The sequence below is a fragment of the Corynebacterium aurimucosum genome, assembly GCF_030408555.1.
GTDB classification, from domain to species: Bacteria; Actinomycetota; Actinomycetes; order Mycobacteriales; family Mycobacteriaceae; genus Corynebacterium; species Corynebacterium aurimucosum.
In genome coordinates this window covers 932,919-956,923 of sequence record NZ_CP047048.1, presented here as the reverse complement: position 1 = coordinate 956,923, position 24,005 = coordinate 932,919, and the positions used below count along the sequence as shown (strand labels likewise).

Sequence of the window (24,005 nt, the reverse complement as noted above, 5' to 3'; positions counted from 1 at the left end):
CATTCGCCTTAACGCGGCGGCATACGCAGCGCACCATCCAAGCGAATCGTCTCACCATTGATATAGGGGTTTTCAGCAATCGACAGGACCAGGGCAGCGAATTCCTCCGGCTTAGCTAGCCTGGCGGGGAATGGCACGGTGGCTTCCAACTGCTCACGGAACTCCGGAGTGATCTGCTCCATCATCGGGGTGGATACCACCCCCGGAGCGATGGCATTGACGCGAATGCCCAGCGATGCCAAATCTCGAGCCCCCGTAATCGACAGGGCGGCCACCGCACCTTTCGACGCCGCGTAGGCGGCCTGCCCAACCTGCCCTTCAAAGGCTGCGACGGAGGCCGTGTTGATGATGACGCCGCGCTGGCCGTCCTCATCGAATGGTTCTGCCTGAGCCATTGCCTCAGCGGCAGCAGTCATGACGTGGAAGGTACCCATGAGGTTGACGTTGATGGTCTTGGAAAACAGCTCCGGATCATGTGGTCCTTTGCGTCCAAAGATGCGTGCCGAGGGGCAGATTCCCGCGCAGTTCACGGCCACGCGCATGGGTGCTTCCGTTGCTGCACTGAGGACCGCCTCCCGTACCGCGGCGGCATCGGTGACGTCGACGGCTGTGTAGTTGATGTCGCTGTGCTGTTCCTCTGGGACGGACAAGTCGAGCACAGTGACCGTGGCTCCGTGTTCCGCGAGTGCTGCGGCCGTTGCCGCTCCAAGGCCGGATGCCCCGCCGGTCACGACGGCTGATACTTCGTGTAGGTTCATGGTTTTCTCCTTTTGAGAAGAGCGAGGGGTGGGTTCCCTGGTGCTGTGAATCTGTGGCGGTGAGTACGAGGACAGAGCTACTTAAACGAAGGCAGATACGCCAGTCACAGCACGGCCGACGATGAGCGAGTTGATGTCGTAGGTGCCCTCATAAGTGAAGAGAATCTCGGCATCATCCATCATCTTCGACAGGTCATACTCCGTGAGGATGCCGTTTCCACCGCCAATGTTGCGGCCCGCTGCGGCGGATTCGCGCGCTAAGCGTGTGGTGGTTGCCTTCGCCAGGGCGGCAAACGGCATTTCCAGCTTGCCCTGTTCCTGGACCTCCGCCAGCTGGGCCATCATGGCAAGCGACGCAGTAGCGTTGCCCAGGATACGGGAGAGCTGCTCCTGGACGAGCTGGAATTTAGCAATGGGCCGGCCGAACTGCTCGCGCTTAACCGCGTACTCGCGGGCCTTGTCGAAAATGCCCAGCTGCAACCCAGCGCCCTGCCAGCCCACCCAAGCACGGGAATAGCACAAGAAGTCGTTGACGTTGGCGAAGGATTCGGCACCAGGGATCAGGTTCTCATGGGGAATGAGAACGTCGTCGAAGTGCAGATCTGCATTCTGCATGATGCGCAAACCCATTTTGCGCGAGATCTTGTTACGCGTCACGCCGTCGCGGTCGAGCTCAACGATGAAGGCTTTAATCTCATTATCCGCCGTATCGCGGGCGAAGGTGATGGCGAAATCAGCAAAAGTACCGGCGCCGATCCAACGCTTCGATCCATTGATAACCCAGCCCTCGGCGGTGCGCTCCGCCGTTGTGGCTAGTCCGCCAGCGATGTCGGATCCGTGGTCCGGCTCGGTCAGCGCGAAGCACCCCACTTTGGTGAACTGGCGCAAGCCTGCCAACCAGGTGTCTTTTTGTTCCGGGGAACCAAGCTTGTCGATGAGTCCGAGAACAAGCTCATTGTGAATACCCACCAACGCCGATAGTGACACATCTGCGCGGGTAACCTCCGCGTACACCAACCCGCGGTAGAGGCGTGAGGTATCCGTGAGCTCGACTTCCCCTAAACCCATCTCCGCCATGCGAGGAAGAAGGTCGAAAGGCAGCTCTTCACGGTCCCAGTATTCCCCCACGACCGGGCGAATCTCCGTCTGCAGAAACTCGTGGATCTCTGCCAGGCGCGCTTGCTCCTCGGGAACTAGGCGGTCAGCGACTGCGAAGATATCAGCGTGAGGGTACTTAATCTTCTCCAAGTGTTTCCCACTGGGATGTTGCGGTCCAAGGATTGGGGGCATAGTTTTCTACCTTTCTAGCTGAGAGTTTGTGGTGGCCACATGGATTTTCTTAAAGCAATGCGGCGATCTGTGGGACGGGAAATCAATGGGAACTACGCATTGAGTGGGTACGATAATACACCGTTTCGTACCGCACACGGCGTGTTCTATGATCGATTGGCACACCGCCATACGTCAAGCCCCACGAGAAATGGGTGCCCGAAGGCCGGAATCAACACAGACGGAGCGACACATGACCAAACCACTCACACCGCGGCAGCGAGAGCTCTTTAACGCCCTTTTGCAGGACTTTCTAGTCGAGGGTTTCGAGTCCTTCACCATCGACGGTGCAACCAAGCGCTACCAATGCTCCAAATCCACCATTTACGCACTAGGGCCATCGAGAGATGCCATCATTCGGCGCGTACTGGTCAGCTTCTTTAAAGAAATTGCACGCCGTACCGCCGTGAGCAAGACACCCACCTACACGCAGGCGCTTGAGAACTACTTTTCCTCCATGACCACCGCCCTAGAACCTGCCAGCCCGGAGTTTATGCGCGATCTCGCCTCCGAACCCGCTGCCCAGGAGGTTTTTAGCCTCAACACGCGCAGGGCTACCGAAACTATCCACGAGCTACTCAAGCAGGGCGTCGCAGCGGGAGAATTCACTGCGGAATACACAGATTTTGTCTCTCACCTGATTCAGCGCTCCATGACCGACATCCAGCAGGGCTTTTACTCGGATACTTTAGCTCCAGCCGAGGCCTATCACACCCTTGGACAGCTCATCCTTCACGGAATTTCATTGCGCTAGCCTGCGACTTCGGTACGCGTTACCCAAAATCTCTAGCAATTACTTCGAACTCGAAGTAAAGTAGTGTGCGACCCACGTCACATAGACGCACGGTTTGGGATACGGGCCATAGACATTGCAGCGTCCTTTCCCCCATGAGCACAAGCTAGAGGAGAACCAATGACCACGGTGACCGAACAATTCCAAGCAGCACGCGACCTGCTGGTTTCTTTTCAGACTGACTATGAAGAGGCCCGAAGCAACTTCGAGTGGCCGCGCTTCGAACACTTCAATTTCGCACTCGATTGGTTCGATCACCTTGCCACTGCAGAAGACTCTAAAGACCGCGAGGCACTCGTCATTTGTGAGACCGATGGCAGCAGCACCCGCCGTACCTTCGCTGAAATGTCGGCTCGCTCTGCGCAGTTGGCTAATTGGCTCGAGGGTCAAGGCGTCCAGCGCGGTGATCGCGTCATGCTCATGCTCAACAACCAAGTAGAGCTGTGGGAGTGCATGCTGGCCTGCATCAAAGCAGGCTTCGTCCTTAATCCAGCAACCGCCATGCTCGGTGCAGCGGATTTGCAGGACCGCACCGACCGCGCCAACATTTCCTGGGTTGTGGCTAACGCTGAGGATGCCGAGAAGTTCCAAGACGTCACCGGTGATTTCACCATTATTCAGGTGGGTGATGAACCAAATGCACAGTCGGCACACCCCACCCTGCGCTACTCGGATTCTTTCACCGGCCCAGAGGTCTACACGCCAAAGCAAGACACCAAGGCTGACGAAACTCTCCTGCTCTACTTCACTTCCGGAACCACATCGAAGGCGAAGCTCGTCGAACACACCCATACCTCTTATCCGGTCGGCCACCTGACCACGATGTACTGGATTGGCTTAGCGCCTGGCGATGTCCACCTCAACGTCGCTGCCCCTGGCTGGGCTAAGCATGCATGGTCGAACTTCTTCGCCCCCTGGATCGCCGGGGCCACCATCTTCCTGTACAACTATGCCCGCTTCGATGCCGCAGCCCTCATGGACAAGATGGAAGAAGAAGGAGTAACCAGCTTCTGTGCTCCACCGACCGTCTGGCGCATGCTTGTCCAAGCAGACTTGGGACGTATGAAGACCCCACCGAAGAAGCTAGTCGCTGCGGGTGAGCCACTAAACCCCGAGCTCATCAGCACCATCAGCGAGGCCTGGAACACCGATGTTCGCGATGGCTTCGGACAGACGGAAACTACCCTGCAGATTGCCAACACCCCAGAACAAAAGGTCAAGCCAGGCTCAATGGGTCGCCCACTGCCGGGGTGGGAAGTCGTGCTCAAGGATCCCGCTACGGATGAGATTGGAGATACCGGCGAAATCTGTTTGAAGATTGATCCCCGCCCGGTCGGTCTAACGGTGGGCTACTTCAACGACCCCGACAAGAACGCGGAAGTCTTTCGCGATGGTTACTACCACACGGGCGATACAGCGGAGCGCGATGAAGATGGCTACATCTTCTACATTGGTCGTGCCGATGATGTCTTCAAAGCCTCCGACTACCGCCTGTCCCCCTTCGAGCTCGAGTCCGTCGTCATCGAGCACCCAGCTGTCGCCGAAGTAGCGGTAGTTCCCTCCCCCGACCCCATCCGCCTCGCTGTGCCGAAGGCTTATGTGGCGCTGGCCAACGGCTACGAGCCGAATGCCGAAACGGCCGAAGCCATCCTCAAACACTGCCGTGATGGCTTGGCACCCTATAAGCGTATCCGCCGCCTCGAGTTCTACGAGCTACCAAAGACGGTCTCCGGCAAGATTCGCCGCGTCGATCTGCGCAAGCGCGAAACCGAGATTCACTCAGCTGATGGCGGTGAGACCACTGCGTCGACAGAGTTCGCTGATTCCGACTTTCCGTCACTGAAGGGCTAGCCCCACTAATCTTTCGACGATACAGGCCCCAGTTTCCAACTGGGGCCTTTGCTTCTCCTATCCCGGTTCTCAGAACAATGAGGCGGTCATTTATAGTTGTCTCGCGCTCTGAGCGCGCTACAAGGAGGTCTCTTTCCCGCTCATGGACATCATTGCCGAAGCACGCCGCCAGTGGGCCAAGCGCTATTCCACGCACTCCGCGCGTGGCCTGGCCACGGTCTCCTCCTTCGAGCGCGCCGCCCACATTTTAAGAAACGGTGCCGAAGAGGTTCTCACTCCCTTCGGGGTGAGCTATAGCCAGTTTGAAGTCCTCGCTGTGCTTATGTGGTCGCGCGCGGGAAGCATGCCCATGTCGAAGATCAGTTCCCGCCTTCAAGTCCCGCCGGCATCTCTTACCCACACGGTACGCAAACTGGAGAAGGACGGGCTCATCACGCGGGTGAGCGACCCTAAAGATAAGCGCTCGACCTTGGTGATGGTTACCGACCAAGGAATCGTGTTGGCCTCTGCGGCGGGGCCTGCCCTCGACCGCTATTTCGAGTCCATTGCGCTACCCGCCCGCGAACAGGATCGCGTCATCGCTGCTGCGAACCGCGTTCGCCGCGCCGCCGGTGAGGACGTCGAGGGGCCCGAAGCCCAGTAGAGCGGCGAAGCTTAAGCATGCTTGAAGTCTGGATCACGCTTCTCCACGAAGGCCGTCATTCCTTCCTTCTGGTCGTGAGATGAGAAGAGTGCGTGAAAGGTACGGCGCTCAAACTGGATGCCCTGGGACAGGGAGAGCTCGTCCACGGCATTGACCTGTTCCTTGATCTGGGACGTTGCTACGAAGGACTTCGAGGCAATGAGCTCTGCGGTTTCCAGTGCAGAATCGAGGAGCTCATCGGCGGGGACCACACGGGCCACGAGGCCGGAGCGCTCCGCTTCTTCTGCTGCCATCATGCGGCCGGTCAGGCACATCTCCATGGCCTTTGCCTTCCCAATAGCGCGGGTCAGGCGTTGGGAGCCTCCCATACCCGGGGTAACGCCGAGGTTGACCTCCGGTTGACCGAACTTGGCCTTGTCGCCGGCGATAATGAAGTCACACATCATAGCTAGCTCACAGCCGCCACCTAAGGCATATCCGTTGACCGCGGCGATGATCGGCGTGCGGGCGCGGGTAAGTACGTCCCAGCCTGCAAACCAATCCGCGTTGTACATTTCTGTCGCGGTCTTCGACGACATCTCCTTAATATCCGCGCCCGCAGCAAAGGCTTTATCGGAGCCAGTGATAACGATTGCTCCTACCTCGGCATCGGCATCGAATTTCTGCACCGCTTGGGTGACTTCAAGCATGGTGTCGTTGTTCAGCGCGTTGAGCGCCTCTGGGCGGTTGAGAGTAATGAAGGCGACGCGGCCGCGCTTTTCAGTAAGAATTGCCATGGATCTAGTGTCCTTTCTGTGCTTTCGGATAGTGCTGTAATAACTCGTGATGAGTGGTGAGCGTGTTTAATCTTCGGAGGCATCAAATGCGGGGGCTTCCACGCTGCCTTCGCCGGGTTCGAGGATAGACGCCACCACGTCTGCTGGGACGGCACCGATGGACTCGTACTCCCAGGAAGGGTTGCGGTCCTTATCGATGATCTGCGCGCGTATTCCTTCCACGAATTCCTTGTGCTTTTGCATGTTCACGGACATCCAGAATTCTTGCGTCAAGGTTTCTGCGAAGCTCATCGACGCAGTGCGGTTAAGGGATTCCTCGGTAACGCGGATTCCCAGTGGGGAGTTGAGACTCATCCGCTTGGCGGCCTTCGCGGCCCAGTGCCCGTCACCGCGCGTGGCGGCGAGTTCCTGCAGCCGGGTCAAGGTTTCCTCAGCAGTCTCTGCAGCGTAGACCTCTACCATTTCGGCGCGCTCCTCCCCGAAGCCGCGCCCCACCTCCTCGGTGAATTTCTCGATGTCTGCGGGGTCACCCGACTCCACCAGCCGTTCAACCAACGCGTCGAGCTTGTCCTTGGGCACAAAATAGTCCGCAAAACCGGTGTCGATCGCTTCGGCAGCACCCACGTGGATCGCGGTATATGCCAAGTGGCGGCCAAGACGATCTGCGGCCCGGGAAAGCAGGTAGGAGCCGCCGGCATCGGGCGAATACCCAATTCCTACTTCCGGCATTCCGATGCGGGAATCTTCGCTCACAATACGGTGCGAGGCGTGCGCTGAAACGCCGATTCCGCCGCCCAGCACGATGCCTTCCATGAGGGCCACATAAGGCTTGGAATAGGTGGAGATCAGATAGTTCAGCTCGTACTCCGTCTTCCAGAAATGGGCACCGGCGGTTCCGCCTTCCAGGGCATCGTGATACAAAGCCGCGACGTCACCGCCCGCGCACAGTCCTCGATCCCCAGCACCGCGGAGGATGACGAGCTTGACGCGGTCATCATCCTGCCACTGCCTGAGCACCGCCGTCATCTCGTCGATCATCGTCTGGTTGAGCGCATTAATGGACTTGGGGCGGTTGAGTGTAAGCACGCCGGCATGTCCACGAATTTCGCTAAGTATTTCGTTCGTCATGGTCTTCTCCTTATCTCTCCTACTAGCTACTGAGCTGGAGTTAGTTCACAGCCTCAAGCAACAGGGCTTCGCCTTGACCGCCGCCCCCGCACAAAGTGACCCCGGCGCGGCGAGCATGGGATTGCGCCAATTGGTGCGCCGCATGCACCACGAGCCGTGCGCCGGAAGCCCCGATGGGGTGGCCTAGGGCGATGGCTCCGCCTTGCGGATTAACATCATCGGGGTTGATCCCTAGGATCTTCGCGGAGTGCACCACCACCGCGGCGAAAGCCTCGTTGATCTCGATGTGGTCGAGGTCGTCCACGCCCCAACCTTCGCGTTCTAAGGCTTTAAGAAGAGCACGGGCAGGCTGTTCCTGCAGCGAAGAATCCGGACCGGCTACTTGTCCGGGCGCCCGAAGGACTGCCATGACGGGCAGTCCTTCCCTCTCCGCATGCTCGCGGGTGGTGAGGACGACGGAGGCTGCTCCATCCGTGATAGGTGAGGAATTTCCGGCCGTAATGCTGCCCGTGCTCTCGAAGGCCGGACGCAGTGCAGTCAAAGTTTCTTCCGTGACTCCTTCCCGGATGCCTTCATCGTGCGAGACGGTGACCTCATCGCGCCGGCGGTTCACCGTGATGGGAGCGATTTCCTTGTCGAAGGTTCCCTCCTCACTCGCCTGAAGCGCGCGCTGGTGGGACAGTGCCGCACAGCGGTCTTGTTCCTGACGGGTGGCCGGATAGCGTTCGGCATATTTCTCCGACAGCGAGCCCATGGAAATTCCGAGGTCAGCTGCGCGCAGGCCATCGTGCTCCACGTGATCGAGAAGTTCAACAGGACCAAATTTCTTCCCCCTGCGTGATTGCGGAAGCAGGTGGGGAGCCTGTGACATCGACTCCATTCCCCCAGCCACCACGACAGTAGCCTCACCGGAGCGCAGGAGCCGAGAGGCGTCGATAATCGCGGTCAGACCTGACAGACAAACCTTGTTGACCGTGGCGGTATGTGCCCTCGCAGATATCCCTGCCCCCAGCGCCGCCTGTTTTGTAGGATTCTGCCCCACACCCGCCTGCAAGACCTGTCCACAGATGACGGCATCAACATCATCCGGCTTAATCCGTGCTTGTGTGAGTGCGGCGGCGATGGCGTGAGAACCGAGCTCCGTCGCTGTCACGGTGGAAAGGGAACCAAGTAATTTGCCGAAGGGCGTTCGGGCGGCACCCACAATGACGATGTCCATATATCGCTCTCCAAACTGTACGAAGTTAACTCAAATCGTACCGCTGGATTGTGTGCTGCGCCACCCTTTTGAGGCAATCTATGCTCGCATGATTCTGGAGCAGCGCCATACGAAACAGTTTGAAGAGCAATTAAGGCTCACTAGAACCAGCCACATGAGAGAGCCGTCGAGGCTCTACCCAGCTGCATTCCTGAAAGATTAGAACGTGAGCATCAACGGAATGACCACGATCTTGACTATCTGCGCCACCACAATGGTGGCCGCGTAGCCGGTCATGATGCGGGAATCCGTGCTCATACCCGTGGCGTAGTTGACCACGGCAGGCTGACCGAAGATGCCGGAGATACCGCCGGCGGTGCGGGTCTCCGACTGGCCGAGGAACCTATTGACAACAGCGAAGATGGCGACGGCAACCACGGTAATGATGGCGGCCAGAACCATGGACTTCAAGCCCATCCAGGAGAAGGCCGTGGACTGGAAAGCCTCACTCGAAGCGAGGCCCACCGACGCCAAGAAGATGACTAGACCCCACTGTTGAAGAGCCATATTGATAGAGGCCGGGACCTTCCACGGCACGCGACGCGTGCGGTGGAGAGCGCCAAGAACAAGGCCGGTAATCAGCGGCCCCAACGCGAAGCCCAGCTCAAAGGACGTGCCACCCGGCAAGGGCACCACGATGAGCGCAATGAGGTAGCCCAAGAACAGGCCACCTCCCACGGCGATCCAGTTCAGCTGCGAGTAGCCCTGAACCGAGTCACCGAAATAATCGCGAATATCACCCATACGATCCTGATCCACGATCACCGTCACGCGGTCACCGGCATCAAGGTGCGTATCGAAGCTGGCGAGGAACTCCTCATCGCCGCGCTCCACGTGGACGATGCGGCCACCATAGCGCCGGAAAAGATTGAGCTCCTCCACGGTTCGTCCCGCAATATCGGTGTTCGAGACCACCACGTTTTCAATGACCAAGCGCTTGTCCACGAAGGGTACTTGGGGCTGACGTTTACCCAAGGCGGCGGTAAGCTCGCGCCTTTTCGCCTTCGTCACGAGCACGCGCAGGATATCGCCCTTGCGAATCTCTGGATGGTCCCCCGCCACAGTGCGGGTATTGCCGCGGCGAATCGTGGCGATGACAAATTGATCCTCGAAGCGGTCCACGAGCTCCTCATAGGTGATGTCCTTGGTCACCCGAATGGTGCGGGAGCGGAAAACCTCCTCCGCAGAATTGTCTTTGTCTTTAGAACCCGGCCAGGACTGCTTGAGCAGGAATGCCACGAGCAGAATGGCAACGGCTACGCCCACCGGGTAGCCCAAGGAATAGCCCACGGCGGGCAGCTCCTCGCCGGTCTGTTGTTGGGCAACAGCAAGCGACGCCGTCGAGGTCGTCGCACCGGAGAAAACACCCACGGAGAGCAAGGGCGACAGGCCCAACCATCCGCCCGCGAGAAGCGCCACGGCAGCAGCACCCACCACCGCGATGACAGCAGTGATCATGTGTTTCAGCTGCTCAGAGAACCCCTTGAAGAAGCGTTCGCCGGCAGACAAGCCCTGCATATAGATAAAGAGGCCAAGCCCCATCTCTTGCAGGCTGCTTAAAATCGTTCCATCGAGTTCGATAAAGGCGCCGATGGCCAGTCCCACGAACAAGGTGCCGGCTGCGCCGAAGCGCAGCGGGCCGAAGGGGATCATGCCAAACAACGTGCCGAGCAAGGCAACAAAGAATATGCTCAGCCAAATATTTCCATCAAATAGAGCCAACACGAAAGGCCATTGTAGGAAAACGAGAGCAAAAGACCACGTTCAAAGACGCTTTTCTGCGCTAAGGGTGCTCCGTCTCACGTCTGAAGCAGAAAGAAGATCTAAAAATGGCGCCTCAGCTTGGCCAGTTAGCTGCCGAGGAATTCCTTCCACGCCGGCCACTCCGCATAGGTCTGAGCGCGCCCGGCTTCATAGTTCGCACGCAGCTTAGTCACCGAGCGCTCGGTCGAAGCCACCTGCATATCCTCCGGAAAGAAAAGCTGAGCGCGCCCCTTTTTCTCCAGTTCCAGGAGTAGCTCCTTGGAGGCGTTATAGCGTGGTGGGCGCGCAATCATCGCCTCCGCCACAGCCGGGTACTTCCGGAAGACCCGCCGCAGCGCCGCCGGCCGCCCCACTTCCGGGCGCACGTACCCACGCGGTTTCGAACCGAGGAAAAGAAACTTCTCGAACCCGGCCTTCTCCGCTTGCTCGATGAGGATGCCACCGGACTCGCCCATCGCACCGTCGACATAAGGCACGCCATCGATGACGCGCATCGGCATGATCAGCGGCAACGTTGAAGAGGCGCGAACACGCACCATCAGGTCGTCTTGGGTCTTTATGTCTTCGCGCCCCCAGTACACGCTCTCCCCGGTATCGGCACGGGCGGCGGAAATGCACATCTGTGACGGGTGGGCCTGAAATGTTTCCCAGTCAAAAGGCATGTCTTGGTCCGCGGCTTTCTCGTAGATGAACTCCGCGTTGAAGTAGCCGCTACCGCGCAGCAGCGAACCTAGGCCACCGAAGCTGGGGTTCTTGGCAAAGTCTACGAAGGATTCCTCCGAGCGACTCACATCGCGGGAGAGGAAGTTCACGGTGTGCGAGGAGCCCGCGGAAACGCCTCCAACCCAGCCGAATTCCACCTCCTCCTGCAGAAGCTTGACGATGCACGCGGCGGTATAGGAATTGCGCATGCCGCCGCCTTCAATGACGAGTGCTGTATCTTTCGCGTCAATCACAGTGCTCGATGGTACCCCCACGCTAGGATCGCGCCATGGGTTTGTTTTCTGCGGTTAAGGATGTCATCGACAAACTCGGCGGCTCCAGCACTGTCCGTTTGGCTTCCCCGGATCCCCACGCCGTCGAGGTCTCTTTAGATCACCTGTCCGTGCACACGGCGAGCGGTCTCATCATCCTGGCTACCTCCCCCGCCGGCGCGCAGGTGCTCAGTGAGGTGGCCCATTCCGGCGAGCCCGCACAGTTGCGCGGACCGCAATCCACGGTGCACCTCTCCCCCACGGCGAAGACACAGCGCCCTGTCCACGATCCCAAGCGGGGCTGGGCCATCCCGCTATCCCCTGCGGAACGGGACGTACTTGCCAGCCTCGACACCACGCCCGGCGATTATGAAGTCTCCGAGTCCCTCGCGGTCTCCATCGAAACCACCCCTGAAGAAAGCTAACCAACCATGCTTATTCTCCCCTTCCAAGGGCAGACTCCCCGCATCCACCGCAGCGCCTGGATTGCCCCGAATGCCACCATCATCGGTGACGTCACCATCGGGCCAGATTCTTCTGTGTTCTATGGAAGCGTGCTGCGCGGGGACGTCGGTTCCATCCACCTTGGGGCGCGCGTCAATATCCAGGACAACTGCGTCATCCACGTTGAATCCAGTAAGCCTTGTGTGCTGGAGGATGACGTCACCGTAGGACACATGACCATGCTCCATGGCACGCACGTGGGCGCGGGCACGCTCGTTGGCATGAAGGCCTCCCTACTCTCCGGCTCTACCGTGGGCCCAGGTTCTCTCATCGCTGCCGGCGCTGTGGTGCTCGAAGGCCAGGATATTCCCGCCGGCACCCTAGCTGCTGGGGTGCCCGCCAAGGTGCGCCGCGAGTTGAGCCCTGAGGAATCCGCCGCCTTCATCCCGCACGCCGCGCGCTACGTCGACATTGCTCAGAAGCAGGCGCTGCTTGGCGAAGCCCTCCCCCTCGACGAAGTCCTCTACGACTAGCGCCACGACTCTTTCAAACTGCCGTTGTTGCCAAAACTCTTGAGCTCGCCGCAGGATCTGACCAGTTCTTTGGCAACTAGGGCAGTTCTGCTCCGCAAGCTAAGGCCACGAGCTAAGCCACCCATCGATTGCTCTCAGTGCTGAAGCCCTAGAGCAGGGAAACAAGCCCCATGATCACTAGGAAGGCAGCCACGCCATAGCCACTCCACAGCGCAACTGTGGCGGAGTTCTCCCGCGCCCACGCGAAGGCGCGACCGGCCCAGGAATGTGGTTTCGCCCGAACCATAGCGATGAAAAGCCCGCACACCGTGGGCAGTGAGAGCGCGAAAGTGGCATAGAAGAAAAGGCCGCCGTATTTAACGGTGTTGCTAAAGTCCCCTGCCGCAAGGTGCATCAGCCCATAGAAGAAAGGCACGGAGGTCAAGGACTGGATAACCCCCATGGCATAGCCCACCGCGACAGTCTTGGCTGAAGGCGTGCGCAGCGGGCCGAGGAGTTTCTGCACCATGTCATTAGGTTCGCCCTTGGAGCGCCAGGCCAGAAGGCCCAGTCCCAGGCCGATGACCACCAGTCCCCAGCCAAGCAGCGGTGATTCGAGTGCGGCAGCCACCTTGTCCTGGATACCGACGAACACAAACATCACCACGGCGGCTGCGGTGAGCACACCGAACCAATCACCGACGATGACTAGGGCCGCGATCTTGCGGTAGCTGCCCCGCGGAAGCATGATGCCGATAGCTACCAGGATTCCGATCAGTAGAGCATTGACGGAATCGGCAAAGGCATTGAGCACGGCTTCGAGCATGCGGGCCAGTGTACAGGGCGTCGTGTCGGAGCTAATACGGACTCCGAGCCTTCAGCTCCTGCACCGAGCCTCACCCTAGCGGTACAGCCTGAGGAAACATTCACTCACTGTTTACCGTTAAGGGCCCTCATGTGAGGGCTGTCAACGGTAAGGTATTGAAAAGTGCTTGCCGCCGCGACGGGTTTCTCCCCCATCGTCGGCGGCGCCCTAACTCATGCCCCCGACAGTGATGTGGAGAGATAACAAATGAAGGTAGCGATTCTCGGCGGAGACGGCTTCTGCGGTTGGCCTGCTTCCCTCTATCTCTCCGACCAAGGCCACGATGTCATCATCGTGGATAACCTCTCCCGGCGCGCCATCGATAAGGAGTTGGGCGCGGAATCCTTAACACCCATCGCCTCCATTGAGGAGCGCCTGGCTGCGTGGACCGAGGTCTCCGGCAAGACCATCGGCTTCCGCAACCTCGACGTGGCCCAGGACTACGACGGCTTGTTGGATTTCCTGAATACCGAGCGCCCAGATGCTGTGGTGCACTTTGCTGAGCAACGTGCCGCCCCCTATTCCATGAAGAACTCGCGCACCAAGCGCTACACGGTGGATAACAACATCAACGCCACCCACAACTTGCTCGCCGCCATTGTCGAGTCTGAGCAGGATATCCACGTCGCCCACTTGGGCACCATGGGTGTCTACGGTTACGGCACCGCCGGCATGAAGATCCCGGAGGGCTACCTGGATGTACAGGTGGATGCGGGGGAGAATGGCGTCGTCAAGCAGCAAATCCTCTACCCCTCCAACCCGGGCTCGGTCTACCACATGACGAAGGTGCTGGACCAGCACCTGTTTGCCTACTACGCCAAGAACGATGAGCTGCGCATCACCGACCTACACCAGGGCATCATCTGGGGCACGCACACTGAGCAGACCCAGAAAGATGAGCGCCTGATCAACCGCTTTGATTATGACGGTGACTACGGCACGGTGCTCAACCGCTTCCTCATTCAGGCCGGTATTGGTTATCCGCTGACCGTGCACGGTACCGGCGGACAAACCCGCGCCTTTATTCACATCCGTGACATGGTGCGCTGCATCGAGCTAGCGCTGGAGAACCCTCCGGCACGCGGCGAGCGCGTCAAGATCATCAACCAGATGACCGAAACCCACCGTGTGCGTGACCTGGCAGAGTTGCTGGCGAAGATTTCTGGTGCGGAAGTGGCTTATGTGCCGAACCCGCGCAAGGAATCCGCGGAGAATGAACTCCACGTCACCAACGACACCTTCCTCGAACTAGGACTGGAGCCGACCACCTTGTCGGAGGGGTTGCTCCATGAGGTCGAGGAGGTTGCGCGTAAGTACGCCGACCGCGCGGACCGCTCCAAGATTCCGGCGCAGTCGCTGTGGACGCGCCAGCAGCACGCCGGCGTTCCTTCCACGGAGGCTTAAACCTTCGTGCGCATCGCTATCGTTACTGAGGTCTTCCTGCCCAAGATCGACGGCGTGGTCACGCGCCTGACGCGCACGCTGGACCAGTTGGCCGCGATAGGCCACGAGGTCCGGATTTTTGCCACGGGCAAGGCTCCTGACTCCTATGCCGGCTTCGAGGTCACCCGCATCCCCAGTCTGTCGCTGTGGGTCTACCCGGAGATCAAGTTTGGCCTGCCTTCGTGGAAATTCTTCAAGGAGATCCGAGATTTCGATCCCGATGTCATCCACGCGGTCAACCCCATTTGGACTGCAGCCCTCGGCGTCTTCGCCGCGCAGCGCGATGCCGTGCCGCTGGTGGCGAGCTTCCACACCAACGTGCCTGAATACGTCGATGCGCTGGGCATCGGATGGACCCGCCCGCTGACTGAGGCCGCTCTGAAGTACCTGCACAACCAGGCGGCGGTGAACCTGTGTACTTCTGGCCCCATGGTGGATAAGGCTCGGACGATGGGGATCCGCAACGTGCAGTTGTGGCCCAAGGCGGTGGACACGCAGACCTATCACCCTGACCGCGCCACAGCACAGATGCGCGAGCGCCTCACCGGTGGTAACCCGGATACCCCGCTGGTGACCTATATCGGCCGAGTGTCCAAAGAGAAGGACTTGGAGCGCCTCGACCACGTGATGCAGTTAGTGCGGGCACAGCTTAGCGACGCCCGCCTGGCCATCAATGGCGATGGTCCCGCTTTGGAGGAGCTCAAGGCTAGCTTCGATCCTGCACACACAGTGTTCACCGGCTACCTGTCTGGCGAGGAGCTCGCCGCTGCATTCGCCGTGGGGGATGTCTTCCTCTTCCCCTCCGCCACGGAGACCCTGGGGCTGGTAGCACTCGAGTCCTTCGCCTCGGGCGTGCCGGTCGTCGGCACGAATGCCGGTGGTATCCCCTTCGTCATTGAGGAAGGCGTGACCGGTCACCTCATCGCGCCGGACGCCGATGATGAGGCGTGGGCGCGCGCCACGGTCGGACTCCTCGAAGACCCTGCCCGCAGGGAGACGATGGGCGCTGCCGCCCGCCGCGAGGCTGAAAAGTATTCCTGGGTAGAATCCACCCAAGCCCTCCTCCACGCCTACGAGGAGGCTATCGAGCACCCTTTCCGCAGGGATGAGAAACGAGTCAAGGAGCACTAATGGATTCCGCCCAGAACCTGTACTCCGCAGGCGCTTTTATCCAAGCCGGCATCGACGCCACGTTTACGTCCCGCTTGGGCGACGTGCGCGACGTCGAAGTGAACTTCACGCCCGCTGCCCCCGCCCCCGAAGCCCGACAAGCAGCGCAGCCAGACCAAGACCAGCGCGCGGTGGTGCGCTTTAGTACTGATTCAGGGAGCTATGACTTCGATGGGCTGCGTCTAGCCACCATCCAGGATGGACAACTGCACTGGGCCACGGGTTTGACGGAACAAGCGTCCCAACCTCAGTTCCACGGACCACAGCCCGATTCCGCCCTGCTTCGCGGCTTAGCACGGCGGTTGGTGGGTGACCGGCCCGTTCTCCGCGTCCCACAGGGTGAGGGCGAAGCACTCGTCGCCGTCGATTTCACGGAGCTCCCCCCGGATCCCCGTGTTAGCATCCTGGCCGGGCTCGAACGCTCGGGGGATGTCGAAGGGGGCGTCGACGAGCGCCTTGCTACCTCTGAGCTCGCCTCCTATCTAGGCGTGGCACCGGTGGCAGCAGAAGGCCTCGCGCGCTTCCACGGCACTCGGATCGCGGCCCTTCCCCACCCCTCAGGCCAGGCCGGGCTTAGCGCACGCGATGTATTGGCTGACGCCCACTTTCTTGCCACCGAGCATAATTTCTTCTTGGAGGCCCGCTTCCCCAACCTGTCTGCGGACCTCGACCCTGGCACGTCTCGCACCGTGGTCAACTCTGATTATGGTTCGCTCACGGTTCCCGCCCACCTCATTGCTACTCTCGACGCATCCACGGACACGTTCACCTGGGCATGGGCGGACGAGCTATCTAGTTCCATGTCCGCCCAAGCAGCGGCGAACCTGCGCCGCTTCGGCTATGACAATGCTCTCCCCGAGCTGATTCGCGCCCGTGTGTCGATCCCCGAAGCGCGCTCGGTGCGCCTGCCGCAGTTAGCCATGCCGGTCTTGGGGCTGTGGACCCTATTGCCTGTGCAGCTGCCCGATGGTCGCCAGGGGCTGGCGCTTAGCGACGCCCCCGCGTTCCACCTGCCTGCGCCGACTCCAGCCGCCACGCAGGCCACCCTTAACGTTGCCGTTCCTGAAGGAGTGGATGAACACCGGGCGCGCGCCGCCTATCAGCAGGCCCGCGGCCTATAAGCCCTAACTAGGAGTTCAACACTGCGCGGAATTCTTCGGCGTCAACCTCCTCGGTGGTCGCTGGGTTAAAAGCAGCATCCTGGGTCTTGTCCACGAGCACCGCGCGCACGCCTTCGGAAAAATCGGGGCGGCGGTACATGTGCATGCCCAGCTTGAGCTCCAGCAAGAGGGCCTCGCGGATATCGTCGACTGCAGCCTCCGCCTCATAAAGCTCATTGGCCGCAACGATGGCGGCTGGGCAGGCGGCGGCCATGAGGCGGCGTACTTCGCCGGCAATGTTCGGGTGCTTGTCGAGCTCTGCAGAAATCTCCTCCCACGTCGGCAGCGCGAAGGTCTCCTCCAAGTCTTTGGCTACCTGCTCCAACGGCGCCGGCTGTTGTGGTGCCGGCAAAGCTAGATCCTCCAGTGCGGCGTCGATGCCCCGCTCGATAGCTGCCTCAATCAACTCAGCGGCATCCTTAACCACGTGGGTTGCGACACCCGTCCACAGCATGTCCGCAGCATACATGCGGTAGCCGCTGAGCCCCCAGAATTTTGCCAAGCCCGGCGAAGCTACTCCGCGTGTGCCCACCATGCGCTGCGCTGCATAGGCCACTCCCACGTCCGTGACGTAGCCGATATTCATCTCCGGCATCGACGCGAAGGCCTTCTCAGTTACCACGCGGTGCGAACCATGCATGGAGATACCCAATCCACCACCCATCACAACCCCGTCGATGACGGCAATATAGGGCTTCGGGAACTCGGCGATATCACCGTTAGTGAGGTACTCGCTGGCGAAGAAGGCATCGACTTCCTCCAACTGTCCTTCCGCGATTCCCTCCCGTGCGTGGCGCACATCGCCACCGGCGCAAAAAGCTTTGGGGCTGTTGGAATGAATCAGGACTTGCTCAATCTCGTCATCCTGCGCCCACGCTTCGAGGGAGCGGCGGATGATGTCAATCATCTCCGGGTTCAAAGAGTTCAGAGCTTTCGGCCGATTGAGTTCAAGGACTCCGGTACGGTTGCGGACGGAAACGAGTACTGGATCAGTCATAGTCATGAGCACCAGTGTTCCATATCACAAATGTTTCAGCCACCTATTTTTGGCGCTACCTTGGACATGGTTTCTGCTTTTAGCCCAACCCATTTAGATTGGTGTGACTTTCTTGCTCCCACAACTTGTTGCTCTTGACATGGACGGCACGCTGCTCGATGCAAACGGCCAACTACCTGCGGACTTCGCGGAGCTGCAGGAGCTTGCCGCTCACCGTGGCTGCGAGCTAGTTCCGGCTTCAGGGCGCCAACTGGCAACACTCAAGCAGATGTTCCCGCAAGGCGAAACCTTCATCGCTGAAAATGGCTCGGTGGTCATGCGTGGTGGTGAGATCATTGCGACCTTCCCGCTCTCGGAAGCGACCGTACACTCAGCACGCGAGGCCTCAGCGGCCATGGATGTGGAGCACACCGTGGTGCTGTGCTCACCTGAAACCGCCTATGTCGCGCGGGATGCTTCCGATGCAGCCCGCGCAGAGATCTCCAAGTACTACAAGGCGGTCACGTGGGTCGAAGACCTAGACGCCGTCCCCGATAGCAACATCATCAAGATCGCCATCTTCTGCGAATCCGGTTCAGAGGCACACATCTACGCCCCCATCGTCGATGCTGTCCCGGAGGACAACGTGGCGGTATCGGGCAAGGTCTGGCTCGATGTCATGGCTCGCGGCGTGGATAAAGGTGCAGCCTTGGTCAAGCTCGCTGAACTCGCCAACGTACCCATCACCGCCACCGTGGCCTTCGGTGACTACCTCAATGATCTCGAAATGCTGCGCGCTGCCGGGACAGCCGTCGCGATGGAGAACGCACATCCGCAGCTGAAAGACCTAGCGGACATCATTGCCCCTCCCAATACTGACAACGGCGTCAGCACCGTGCTTCGCCAGCTTTTGCGCACCTAACACGCTCCCCTGACTCCTTGACCGACTAGCCACGCGCACAGAGTAGGATTACTCGGGTTACTAAGCCTCAGTATCCGAACCACGGTGTCTACCTGCGGAGTGTGAAGTGAAGAAGTTTTTGCGGTCGATGGTGTCACGCTTGGCAAAAGGCGAATCATCCACATCGAGTTCCACTCCGGACTCCCCTTCCGCTTCACAGAAGCCTTCTTCAACGTCGACTACTGCATCTAAAGTCTCAGCCGCGTCTACTAAGTCCACTACGGCTGTCAAGCCCTCATCGGCTTCTCCTTCCACCGCACCTACTGACACCACGAAGCCTGGAAAGTCGACCTCACCCGCCAAGCCCACCACCTCGGATAAAAGCGCTACGCCCAGAGCTCAGCGGCCCAGCACTCAGCGCCCAGCCGCGCGGCCTGGCCGCGTGCGCCCACGGCCAGCGGAAGACTTCACCCTGGACTTGTCGCCGAGCGCCCTTCCCAAAGCTGCGGCGGTGAAGAAGGCCAAACTCGTCAAAGCCCGCGAGGAGGCTGACGTAGTCTCGACTGGCCGCCGCGGCCCACGACGCACCGTCCCTCGCCGTCCGATCACGCAGAGCCCTGCCCCGCAGAAAACAGGTTCTGAGCAGCAGAACAAGACTTCTGTTCCGGGAAACAAGGTCTCGGAGACCAGCCGTGCCAGCAAGACTCCGGCCGCCACACCAGGTTCCCAGCCCGCTGCGGCAAAGTCCCCTACAGCTGCCACAACACAGAAGCCGGCCTCGACTCCGGCACCGGCTGCACACAAAGAAAAGACTCCCAAGCCTACTAAGAATCCTGCACAGGGCGAAGAGCGCCAAAAAGCCCAGCACACTGAGGCCATCAAGGCCGAGGCACCTGAACAGACCAAAGAACCGGGAAAGGGAAAGGGAAAAAAGAAAAAAGAAACAGCCGGGCCCGAGAATGAGATTTCGCGGGCTCTGGCTCGTCGCTCACAGTCCGTCGGAGTACTGAGCACAAAACAAGAAAAGCGCCGTTCAGCAAAGCGGCCGGTAGCGAAGGAATCCACTGCTGCTGCCGCGGCTCCGGCAGCTGCAACCGCGGCAGCGGTAGGCGCCGCAACGGCAAGCGCGACGTCCGCCACTGCGGCTACGGCCCCCGCCACGGCTCCTGCCGCTGCCAGTGCATCCGCCCGCAGCACAGCCGCCCCGTCTACAACTGCACCTGCAACCAAACCACGCCGTCGACGCGCCCGGCTGCGTCAAGTACCGGGCTTGGATGGTCTGCGTGGTCTCGCGGTGCTCGCCGTAGTGATCTATCACTTCTTCGGGGATATCCTCCCCGGCGGTTACCTCGGCGTGGACATGTTCTTTGTCCTTTCCGGCTTCCTCATTACCTCGCTGCTGGTCCGTGAATTCAACGCGACTGGGCGCATCAGCCTCAAGGATTTTTGGATCCGCCGTTTCCGGCGCATTCTCCCCGCCGCCCTCGTGGTCCTCTCGATATGTACTGCGATTGTGGCCCTCATCGGCGGCGACCTAGCAGTAGGCATCCGCCAGCAATTCTTGGGCACCTTCTTCTTTGTCAACAACTGGACCCAAATCGCCACCAGCCAAACCTACTTTGCGCCAAATGAAGTGCAGGTCTTCGCGCACTATTGGTCCTTGGCCGTCGAGGAACAGTTCTATCTGATTTGGCCCCTGCTGATGTTTGGCATCTTTGCCATTTCCCGCCGCAAGCCCAAGCGTCTGCCCATCGCGGTATCGCTTGTCCTCGCGATTGCTTCGGCCGTCGCGATGGCGCTCATCTTCACCCCGGGCGAGGATCCCACCCGTGTGTACTACGGAACCGATACCCATGCCTTCGGTCTCCTCATTGGCGCAATGTTGTCCCTGCTTTTGACCTCCACCGACAAGGACGTCGACGCCGACTCTTGGCCGGCAGCAAACAAGGGCACTCTTGCCGGTGCCGTTGGTGCTCTCGCACTAGTTGCTTACCTTGCCCAACTGGTATGGATGGGCGCGGACCGCGAATTCACCTACCGCGGTGGTTTGGTCCTCACCAGTGTGCTCGGCGCGGCGATGATTTGGGGAGTGGTGCGGGAAACCGGCCCCCTCACCTGGATTTTCCGCACTCGCGTGATGCGCTGGCTGGGACAGCGTTCCTTCTCTTTGTACCTCTGGCACTGGCCGGTGGTCATGATTGTCCACGCGCTGTCCGATGCCCCTTCGTGGCTCCTGGGTCTCCTTTGCCTTCCGCTGAGCTGCTTGCTGGCAGAGGTGACCTACCAGTTTGTAGAAAACCCCTTCCGCCGCGCCGGATTCCGCCCCACGTGGCATGCCTATTGGTCGGCACGCCCCAGCATGGAGGAGATTAAGGATGGCTTTGGCAAGGCACTGTGGCCTGCAGTCCCCGTCATCGTCGTGCTATCTCTGCTCGGTGTGGGCTATGCCCTGGTGACCTCGGAGGATAAGAGCGAACTAGAGCGCGAGCTTGAGCGCATGGCACAGTCCAACGAGCAGACTGCTAGCTCCGCTCCGGCACAGCCCTCGGAGACTGCAAAGCCGAAGGAGAAGCGCGCGATACCCACTGGCAACGAAATCAGTGCGATCGGTGATTCTGTCATGCTTGCTGCTTCCGAAGCACTTAGTGAGCGTTTCCCGGGTATCAGTATCGACGCTGCTATCTCCCGCCACTATTCGGCAGCCCTGCCCGTGGTTCAGGGGCTGAAGGATTCCGGGCAGTTGCGCTCCACCGTATTTATGGGCTTGGGCACCAACGGAGCTACGTTTGAGAGCCAAATGGACGAGCTCATCGACATCGTTGGCTCCGAGCGCACACTGGTCCTCGTGTTGCCTTACGGTGAGCGCGATTGGATGGGGCCGGCGCGCGCCGAAATCATCGAGGCCGCAACGACGCACGACAACGTCTATATCGCAGACTGGTGCGGAGTAGCGCAGGAGAATCCTGCCATGCTTTACGACGACGGTGTCCACCCGCTACCCGAAGGCGCGCACCTGTACGCGGATGCTCTGTACGCTGCCCTCGAGCAGTACGCAGACGAGGAGAAGAACCTCACTACAGTGTGCTCCAGCTAAGCGACAAAGACCTAAGAATCACGAAAAGCCGCCCAGCTTCACAGCTGGGCGGCTTTTGTTTAAGCATGTGGTTTAGACCGAGAATTCAGCCATCTTATCCCACTCCGTCTTACCTGGAATGGAAGTATTGATGATGTCCGGGGTCTCCACCAGGTACTTCGGGAACTCCTCGCAGGAGCGCTTGAAGTGCTCGGTGTTGACGTGGTCGACGTCAGTGCCATCCTTGTAGGACTCAAGCAGCAGGAAGCGCTGCTTGTCTTCCGGATCGCGGAACCACTTGAAGTCGATGCAGCCGGGCTCTGCCTGGCATGCTTTGGTGTACCAGTCAATCTCGTCCAGGAAGGTATCCGCGTACTCGGGCTTAACGTGGAACTGTACGTTGATCAAAATCATGTGCCCTACTGTAACGCTCTCCACGAAAACGTGCAGAAGGCCCTGCCTGAGGCGGCAGGGCCTTCTGCTAGGGCGGCTTTCATAAACCGCGCGGCGGCTTAGTTGAAGAAGTACTCCGCTACGTAGACGTGGGTGCCATCAAAGGCCTGGGCTACGCCGAAACCGGTGCCATCGGTCTTGGTCACGGGCACGTCGCGGTTGAGCCAGTTCACGCGGTCCTTCGCTTCCGACTCAGTGAGCTTGTAGATGTTGCCGCTGCCCTCTTCCAGGTGGGTCAGGCCATCGCCAACATTGTCTTGGAAGGTGACCTTGCCAGCCGCGGCCTGGTTTGCCCACTCCTGGGCAATGTTCTTGGCGTTGGCATCCTCGTGGTGGCCCTGCTTCAGCAGGTGGGCGTGGGTTGCACCAACGAGCTCATTTGCCACGGCCGGGGTCGGCTTCTTGATGAAGCCTGGCAGCTCGACGTTGTACTGCTTGGCCAGGTCATAAGCCTGCGCAGGCAGCTCGATCTCTAAAGAGTTGACCTGCTCAACGGCCTGGGAGGACAGCTGGTTCAGTTCCTGCGGCTGTGCGGAGGAAAAGTTGACCGGGGCGGCCTGGGCCGCGGAGACCGACAAAGCGGCGCTAAGGGATGCTGCCACGGCGGCAGTAGCGGACAGGCGGGAAACACGACGGAAGGAATTCATGCCTTCTACCGTGCCATACAACTGCGAGCGCAGTGAAGGTCTGATCGGCTCTAGGGGATTTTCGATACCACTTTGTTATCCCCTGCCGGCGTCAGCGCCACGACGTGAAAAAATGACCGAAGGCTAGCTTTCACAATTATTCGAAAGGTTGATCACTGTTGCTGGACGTCTTAACCGGCTTCGCCATCATTTTTGTGGTTATCGGGGTGGGCTTCTTCTTGGCTCACCGAGGCGTTATTGGCGAGGGCGAGGCGCGCCTGCAGTTCAACCGCACAGCGTTCTGGGCAGCCACCCCGGCGCTGATTTTTTCCAGCGTGGCCACCTCAGATACCTCTGCCTTCACCTCTCCCGTTGTCGCTGTCATTGCGATTGCTTCAGTCACCACGATGGCACTGTATGGGTTGCTCAGCTCTCTGTTCTTCCGGCGAAGCGGAGCAGAAACGATGGCCGGTGCGGCAGCGGCGAGCTATTACAACTCCGTCAACATTGGACTGCCCATCGCGACCTATGTCATCGGTGATGCCACCTTTGTGGTGCCAGCACTCGTACTCCAGATGGTGGTACTCTCCCCCTTCATTATCGCCGGCCTCAACGCTCAGGGGACAAGCCTGCGTTCGATCACCAGCTCCGTGGTTTCCGGGCTTACGGCACCTGTCGTCATCGCGGCCATCGCTGGCTTCATCGTTTCTGCGGCTGGCTGGCAGGTCCCCGATGTCATCATGGCGCCCCTCGAGATCCTCGGTGGTGCTTCCATTCCGATGATCCTCATGAGTTTCGGAGCCTCCCTTACAGGTAAAGGGTTGCTGACCAACGACCGCCTGCCGACGATTACCGCCACGGTTCTTAAGCTCATTGCCATGCCAGCCATCGCCTTAGCGGCAGGCCTAGCCTTGGGGCTGAGCGGCAACGAGCTTTACGCAGCGCTCATCTTGGCCGCGCTTCCGACCGCGCAGAACGTCTACAACTATGCCGCGACCTACCAATCGGGAGAAACGGTGGCGCGCGATACGGTCTTCCTCACCACCTTCCTCTCCCTGCCGGCCATGCTGGCTATCGCCGGGTTCTTTGGGTAGGGCTAGGCCAAACC

At 59.8% G+C, this 24,005-nt stretch carries 23 protein-coding genes; 11 read left to right on the top strand and 12 right to left on the bottom strand.

What is annotated here, in order from left to right; translation table 11 throughout:
* Nucleotides 1–8 precede the first annotated feature (8 nt).
* Complete coding sequence (locus CAURIM_RS04540) at nucleotides 9–758, bottom strand: SDR family NAD(P)-dependent oxidoreductase (RefSeq protein ID WP_201828467.1); 750 nt, start codon at nucleotides 756–758, stop codon at nucleotides 9–11.
* Nucleotides 759–839: 81 nt separating this feature from the next.
* Nucleotides 840–2,048, bottom strand: coding sequence for an acyl-CoA dehydrogenase family protein (locus CAURIM_RS04535; RefSeq protein WP_070717932.1), 1,209 nt, complete (start codon nucleotides 2,046–2,048; stop codon nucleotides 840–842).
* A 232-nt stretch (nucleotides 2,049–2,280) separates the two neighbouring features.
* Between CAURIM_RS04535 and CAURIM_RS04530 the strand changes: the two genes are divergently transcribed.
* From CAURIM_RS04530 to CAURIM_RS04520, 3 genes are all read left to right on the top strand, one after another.
* Nucleotides 2,281–2,841: a TetR/AcrR family transcriptional regulator gene (locus CAURIM_RS04530; RefSeq protein WP_070646208.1), complete on the top strand. Its 561-nt coding sequence runs from the start codon at nucleotides 2,281–2,283 to the stop codon at nucleotides 2,839–2,841.
* 159 nt (nucleotides 2,842–3,000) lie between these two features.
* Nucleotides 3,001–4,731 (top strand): AMP-binding protein, encoded by a 1,731-nt coding sequence (locus CAURIM_RS04525; RefSeq protein ID WP_201828468.1) that lies wholly within the window; start codon nucleotides 3,001–3,003, stop codon nucleotides 4,729–4,731.
* 142 nt (nucleotides 4,732–4,873) lie between these two features.
* Nucleotides 4,874–5,374, top strand: a complete 501-nt coding sequence (locus CAURIM_RS04520; protein ID WP_070646202.1) for a MarR family winged helix-turn-helix transcriptional regulator — start codon at nucleotides 4,874–4,876, stop codon at nucleotides 5,372–5,374.
* 11 nt (nucleotides 5,375–5,385) lie between these two features.
* Here the strand turns inward: CAURIM_RS04520 and CAURIM_RS04515 are convergent, their stop codons facing one another.
* The 5 genes from CAURIM_RS04515 to CAURIM_RS04495 form a co-directional block, all read right to left on the bottom strand.
* Entirely contained in the window at nucleotides 5,386–6,150 is a 765-nt protein-coding gene (locus CAURIM_RS04515; RefSeq protein WP_201828469.1) for an enoyl-CoA hydratase, read from the bottom strand.
* 66 nt (nucleotides 6,151–6,216) lie between these two features.
* Nucleotides 6,217–7,278: an enoyl-CoA hydratase/isomerase family protein gene (locus tag CAURIM_RS04510; protein WP_201828470.1), complete on the bottom strand. Its 1,062-nt coding sequence runs from the start codon at nucleotides 7,276–7,278 to the stop codon at nucleotides 6,217–6,219.
* Between the two features lie 40 nt (nucleotides 7,279–7,318).
* Nucleotides 7,319–8,497, bottom strand: a complete 1,179-nt coding sequence (locus CAURIM_RS04505) for an acetyl-CoA C-acyltransferase (protein ID WP_070710694.1) — start codon at nucleotides 8,495–8,497, stop codon at nucleotides 7,319–7,321.
* A 198-nt stretch (nucleotides 8,498–8,695) separates the two neighbouring features.
* Nucleotides 8,696–10,261, bottom strand: coding sequence for an aspartate-alanine antiporter-like transporter (locus tag CAURIM_RS04500; RefSeq protein ID WP_201828471.1), 1,566 nt, complete (start codon nucleotides 10,259–10,261; stop codon nucleotides 8,696–8,698).
* A 125-nt stretch (nucleotides 10,262–10,386) separates the two neighbouring features.
* Nucleotides 10,387–11,256: a patatin-like phospholipase family protein gene (locus CAURIM_RS04495; RefSeq protein ID WP_070646186.1), complete on the bottom strand. Its 870-nt coding sequence runs from the start codon at nucleotides 11,254–11,256 to the stop codon at nucleotides 10,387–10,389.
* Nucleotides 11,257–11,291: 35 nt separating this feature from the next.
* Here CAURIM_RS04495 and CAURIM_RS04490 point away from each other — a divergent pair, with 35 nt between their 5' ends.
* Both CAURIM_RS04490 and CAURIM_RS04485 read left to right on the top strand, forming a co-directional pair.
* Nucleotides 11,292–11,699 (top strand): hypothetical protein, encoded by a 408-nt coding sequence (locus tag CAURIM_RS04490; RefSeq protein WP_201828472.1) that lies wholly within the window; start codon nucleotides 11,292–11,294, stop codon nucleotides 11,697–11,699.
* Nucleotides 11,700–11,705: 6 nt separating this feature from the next.
* Entirely contained in the window at nucleotides 11,706–12,251 is a 546-nt protein-coding gene (locus CAURIM_RS04485) for a gamma carbonic anhydrase family protein (RefSeq protein ID WP_201828473.1), read from the top strand.
* 148 nt (nucleotides 12,252–12,399) lie between these two features.
* On the opposite strand, the gene CAURIM_RS04480 is transcribed toward CAURIM_RS04485, so the two are convergent.
* Complete coding sequence (locus tag CAURIM_RS04480) at nucleotides 12,400–13,056, bottom strand: hypothetical protein (protein ID WP_070710690.1); 657 nt, start codon at nucleotides 13,054–13,056, stop codon at nucleotides 12,400–12,402.
* A 246-nt stretch (nucleotides 13,057–13,302) separates the two neighbouring features.
* Between CAURIM_RS04480 and CAURIM_RS04475 the strand changes: the two genes are divergently transcribed.
* Genes CAURIM_RS04475 through CAURIM_RS04465 form a run of 3 tightly spaced genes read left to right on the top strand, consistent with a single transcriptional unit; the run spans nucleotide 13,303 to nucleotide 16,829 of the window.
* Complete coding sequence (locus tag CAURIM_RS04475) at nucleotides 13,303–14,499, top strand: NAD-dependent epimerase/dehydratase family protein (RefSeq protein WP_201828474.1); 1,197 nt, start codon at nucleotides 13,303–13,305, stop codon at nucleotides 14,497–14,499.
* Between the two features lie 6 nt (nucleotides 14,500–14,505).
* On the top strand, nucleotides 14,506–15,669 hold the full coding sequence (locus CAURIM_RS04470) for a glycosyltransferase family 4 protein (protein WP_201828475.1): 1,164 nt from the start codon (nucleotides 14,506–14,508) through the stop codon (nucleotides 15,667–15,669).
* Entirely contained in the window at nucleotides 15,669–16,829 is a 1,161-nt protein-coding gene (locus CAURIM_RS04465) for a DUF6882 domain-containing protein (RefSeq protein ID WP_201828476.1), read from the top strand. Before CAURIM_RS04470 ends, CAURIM_RS04465 begins: the two co-directional genes overlap by 1 nt.
* Before the next feature lie 7 nt (nucleotides 16,830–16,836).
* Here CAURIM_RS04465 and CAURIM_RS04460 read toward each other — a convergent pair whose 3' ends face one another.
* Nucleotides 16,837–17,871, bottom strand: a complete 1,035-nt coding sequence (locus tag CAURIM_RS04460; protein ID WP_201828477.1) for an enoyl-CoA hydratase/isomerase family protein — start codon at nucleotides 17,869–17,871, stop codon at nucleotides 16,837–16,839.
* A 97-nt stretch (nucleotides 17,872–17,968) separates the two neighbouring features.
* On the opposite strand from CAURIM_RS04460, the gene CAURIM_RS04455 reads away from it, so the two are divergent.
* Complete coding sequence (locus tag CAURIM_RS04455; protein WP_265342643.1) at nucleotides 17,969–18,766, top strand: HAD family hydrolase; 798 nt, start codon at nucleotides 17,969–17,971, stop codon at nucleotides 18,764–18,766.
* 60 nt (nucleotides 18,767–18,826) lie between these two features.
* Here CAURIM_RS04455 and CAURIM_RS04450 read toward each other — a convergent pair whose 3' ends face one another.
* Nucleotides 18,827–19,108, bottom strand: a complete 282-nt coding sequence (locus tag CAURIM_RS04450) for a hypothetical protein (RefSeq protein ID WP_201828478.1) — start codon at nucleotides 19,106–19,108, stop codon at nucleotides 18,827–18,829.
* A 115-nt stretch (nucleotides 19,109–19,223) separates the two neighbouring features.
* On the opposite strand from CAURIM_RS04450, the gene CAURIM_RS04445 reads away from it, so the two are divergent.
* Nucleotides 19,224–21,839: an acyltransferase family protein gene (locus CAURIM_RS04445; RefSeq protein WP_290206314.1), complete on the top strand. Its 2,616-nt coding sequence runs from the start codon at nucleotides 19,224–19,226 to the stop codon at nucleotides 21,837–21,839.
* Between the two features lie 72 nt (nucleotides 21,840–21,911).
* Here CAURIM_RS04445 and CAURIM_RS04440 read toward each other — a convergent pair whose 3' ends face one another.
* Nucleotides 21,912–22,232, bottom strand: coding sequence for a putative quinol monooxygenase (locus tag CAURIM_RS04440; RefSeq protein ID WP_070447180.1), 321 nt, complete (start codon nucleotides 22,230–22,232; stop codon nucleotides 21,912–21,914).
* Nucleotides 22,233–22,330: 98 nt separating this feature from the next.
* Nucleotides 22,331–22,918, bottom strand: coding sequence for a hypothetical protein (locus CAURIM_RS04435; protein ID WP_236659297.1), 588 nt, complete (start codon nucleotides 22,916–22,918; stop codon nucleotides 22,331–22,333).
* A 158-nt stretch (nucleotides 22,919–23,076) separates the two neighbouring features.
* Here CAURIM_RS04435 and CAURIM_RS04430 point away from each other — a divergent pair, with 158 nt between their 5' ends.
* Entirely contained in the window at nucleotides 23,077–23,991 is a 915-nt protein-coding gene (locus CAURIM_RS04430) for an AEC family transporter (protein WP_201828479.1), read from the top strand.
* Nucleotides 23,992–24,005: the final 14 nt, after the last annotated feature.

Coding starts and splice junctions, on each gene's coding strand:
- CAURIM_RS04540 (WP_201828467.1), bottom strand. CDS start 758: ATGAACCTACACGAAGTATCAGCCGTCGTGACCGGCGGGGCATCCGGC.
- CAURIM_RS04535 (WP_070717932.1), bottom strand. CDS start 2,048: ATGCCCCCAATCCTTGGACCGCAACATCCCAGTGGGAAACACTTGGAG.
- CAURIM_RS04530 (WP_070646208.1), top strand. CDS start 2,281: ATGACCAAACCACTCACACCGCGGCAGCGAGAGCTCTTTAACGCCCTT.
- CAURIM_RS04525 (WP_201828468.1), top strand. CDS start 3,001: ATGACCACGGTGACCGAACAATTCCAAGCAGCACGCGACCTGCTGGTT.
- CAURIM_RS04520 (WP_070646202.1), top strand. CDS start 4,874: ATGGACATCATTGCCGAAGCACGCCGCCAGTGGGCCAAGCGCTATTCC.
- CAURIM_RS04515 (WP_201828469.1), bottom strand. CDS start 6,150: ATGGCAATTCTTACTGAAAAGCGCGGCCGCGTCGCCTTCATTACTCTC.
- CAURIM_RS04510 (WP_201828470.1), bottom strand. CDS start 7,278: ATGACGAACGAAATACTTAGCGAAATTCGTGGACATGCCGGCGTGCTT.
- CAURIM_RS04505 (WP_070710694.1), bottom strand. CDS start 8,497: ATGGACATCGTCATTGTGGGTGCCGCCCGAACGCCCTTCGGCAAATTA.
- CAURIM_RS04490 (WP_201828472.1), top strand. CDS start 11,292: ATGGGTTTGTTTTCTGCGGTTAAGGATGTCATCGACAAACTCGGCGGC.
- CAURIM_RS04485 (WP_201828473.1), top strand. CDS start 11,706: ATGCTTATTCTCCCCTTCCAAGGGCAGACTCCCCGCATCCACCGCAGC.
- CAURIM_RS04480 (WP_070710690.1), bottom strand. CDS start 13,056: ATGCTCGAAGCCGTGCTCAATGCCTTTGCCGATTCCGTCAATGCTCTA.
- CAURIM_RS04475 (WP_201828474.1), top strand. CDS start 13,303: ATGAAGGTAGCGATTCTCGGCGGAGACGGCTTCTGCGGTTGGCCTGCT.
- CAURIM_RS04465 (WP_201828476.1), top strand. CDS start 15,669: ATGGATTCCGCCCAGAACCTGTACTCCGCAGGCGCTTTTATCCAAGCC.
- CAURIM_RS04460 (WP_201828477.1), bottom strand. CDS start 17,871: ATGACTATGACTGATCCAGTACTCGTTTCCGTCCGCAACCGTACCGGA.
- CAURIM_RS04440 (WP_070447180.1), bottom strand. CDS start 22,232: ATGATTTTGATCAACGTACAGTTCCACGTTAAGCCCGAGTACGCGGAT.
- CAURIM_RS04435 (WP_236659297.1), bottom strand. CDS start 22,918: ATGAATTCCTTCCGTCGTGTTTCCCGCCTGTCCGCTACTGCCGCCGTG.